Raw genomic sequence first — 2,691 nt, forward strand, 5'->3', positions numbered from 1 at the left:
TAAAAAATACGAAATGTTTGCCCTGCTCAAGCAGATCACACCCACCACACTTTTTGAAAGCACGCCCCTAACCCCCAAACTCCCCACCTACACCTCCAAGCAAGCCTCAGAGTGGCTAACCCCCTTTGATCGGTGCGCTATCCAGCTGGTCAAAACACCTAAGGAGGTGCTCGCTCTTGGCATTTTAGCAATTACGGGAAAATTAGACACACATCCCTTTATCTTTGTGGATATGCGCCAAGATTTTACGCCCTTTTTGCACGCCCTCTACCAACGCCACATCATTGGCTACCAGCTCAAAGACCTTTTCAATGCCTTTAGGGCTACAAACATCCCCCTACCCAAGTGCTATGATGACATTGCCCTTTTGGCATGGCTGGCTAACTCCAGCCTAGAGCCCACGATCAGCGCATTAGCCCAAGTTTTTAAAAGCCAAGCCCACCCCTTGCACGCCATTAAGGAGGTCAATTTTAATACCCTTGCTAATTTGGCACTGGATAATACCCGCCTCATCGCACAAGCCTACAGCCATTACCAAAGCACCCTAAGTCCTGATCTGTGGCAAATCGCCCACGATCTAGAATACCCGCTTTTAGAAACTCTTTTTGAGATGGAAGGGCATGGCTTTAGCATTGATCGGGAGTATTTCCAAGCCCTCTATGCCCAGTTTGGCAGAGACTTAGAGAATTTGCAACAAAGTATCCAAGAGATGGTGGGGCCTATTAATATCAATTCTAGCAAACAATGGGCGCAACTGCTATACCAACAACTCGCCCTACCCACTAAGGGGATCAAGAAAAACAAAACGGGTTTTTCCACCGATGAGCTGAGTTTAAAAACCTTGCAAGAAAATGCCCCCCAAAGCGTGCAAGGAATTGATGTCCATGCCCTTTTAGACAAACTCCTAGAATACCGCGAGATTTTCAAACTCCAATCCACCTATTTACAGCCCATCTTAGACCAGCACACAGCGGGCAAAATCCACACCACCTTTTACCAAAACACCACCGCCTCCTCAAGACTTAGCTCCGCCCACCCCAATTTGCAAAATATCCCCATCAGAACGCCCTTAGGCAAGAAGATCGCCCAAGGCTTTATTGCCAGCCCCCACATGTTGTTGCTGGGCATTGATTACTCCCAAATTGAATTGCGCCTTTTAGCCCATTTTAGCCAAGATGCCCACTTGATTAGCGCCTTTAAACAAGATCAAGACATCCATTTAAACACCGCCCAAGCCCTCTTTGGCGATCAGGCTTTAGAAAAACGCGCCATTGCCAAGAGTATTAATTTTGCCTTGATTTATGGCATGGGGGCTAAACGCCTGAGCCAATCGCTCAAAATCAGCCTAGAAGAGGCTAAAAAATACACCCAACACTATTTTAACACCTTCCCCACGATCCAAGATTTCTTAGAGCAACTCAAAGATCGCATCGAGCAAGAGGGGGAGATCACCACCCTTTTAGGGCACAAACGGCATTTTGATTTTAGCCAAGCTAGCCCCAAACTCAAAGCAGATTACCTACGCGAAGGGGTCAATACCCTTTTTCAAGGCAGTGCTAGCGACTTAGTCAAGCTTGCCATGCTCAAAATCCAAGAGCACATTCAAGATCGCCCCCTAATTAAAATGCTCGTGCAAGTGCATGATGAGATCATCTTAGAAGTGCCCCAAGAGCAAGCCCCCCAGATCGCCCAAGATTTAAAAGAGCTGATGGAAAATATCTACCCCCTAAGCGTGCCTCTAAGTTGCCATGCCAACTTAGCCACTAACTGGGGGGACTTAAAGGGCTAGGACCTAGAAGTTATAGACATAGTTGGCAAAGACAGCGATGTTGCGTCTAAAAACCATCGTGCCCTGTGCCCCTTTGGCGACATTGCCATATATCTGTTGTATCTGTTGCAATGTCTTCATTTTGAAGTAGGGGTCATCAATGGTGGGGATGCGGATACCCACCTCAAAGCCTTGGTGTTTGGTCAAATTAGCCCTAAACCCGATGTTAAAGATGAACTGCACGAAAGTAGGCGAGACACTGGCTTGCAAAAGCTTACTAATCTCTTTATTCTTGTCTATCAAGCTTGCAAAGTCTGCATAATAGTCATTCATGCTGATGCAAGCGGTGCTATTGCTATTGGGATTAGGATTTGTATAACGGCATTGCCCATTAGCCTTACCTCCGCCCTCTAGCCAGCTACTCCCCCCAATCATCACACCCACAAAGACCCCGTAAGCTTGGTTATTTTTTTCATAGAAGTTATAGAGTGCATCGATCCCCACGCCATAAAAGAGATTAGCCGAGGGCTGGCTACTTTTCTTGGTTGAAGATGTCCCAGTCGTGTTATTAAAAACCTGATATTCATAAGGATAATCCCCACCCTGTCCGCTGAAAAACCCATAATAACGCAAACCCCAGTGTTTTTTCTGCCCAAAGAATTGCTTGTAACCAAACTGGATATCTGCCCCAAAGAGGTTGCCATTAAACTTGCCCGAGCTACCAGCAGCCACGCCCGTATAACCATTAAAAAATGACAATGCGTTAGCACCACTCGTCTTATTAGAACGCTCAAAATTAGAATACTGGAACCCGCCCTCGATGAATGCGCCGTTTTTTTCTGCGCTTAAAGAAACAAGAGAAAAAAGACCTAAAGCCGTTGCTTTTAAAAGAGAACGCTTAAAGCTGTGCTGTGCTGTGCTGT

Annotated in this window: 2 protein-coding genes; one reads left to right on the top strand and one right to left on the bottom strand. The window is 46.3% G+C overall.

Translation table 11 applies throughout. The features are described 5' to 3' along the window. A partial coding sequence (locus C5684_RS08645) for a DNA polymerase (protein WP_104640060.1) occupies positions 1-1,789 on the top strand: 1,789 nt, incomplete at its 5' end. A 3-nt stretch (positions 1,790-1,792) separates the two neighbouring features. On the opposite strand, the gene C5684_RS08650 is transcribed toward C5684_RS08645, so the two are convergent. After that, the coding region (locus tag C5684_RS08650) for an outer membrane protein (RefSeq protein ID WP_233708733.1) at positions 1,793-2,691 on the bottom strand (899 nt) is incomplete at its 5' end.

The sequence above is a fragment of the Helicobacter bizzozeronii genome (genome assembly GCF_900196775.1).
Taxonomy (GTDB): Bacteria; Campylobacterota; Campylobacteria; order Campylobacterales; family Helicobacteraceae; genus Helicobacter; species Helicobacter bizzozeronii.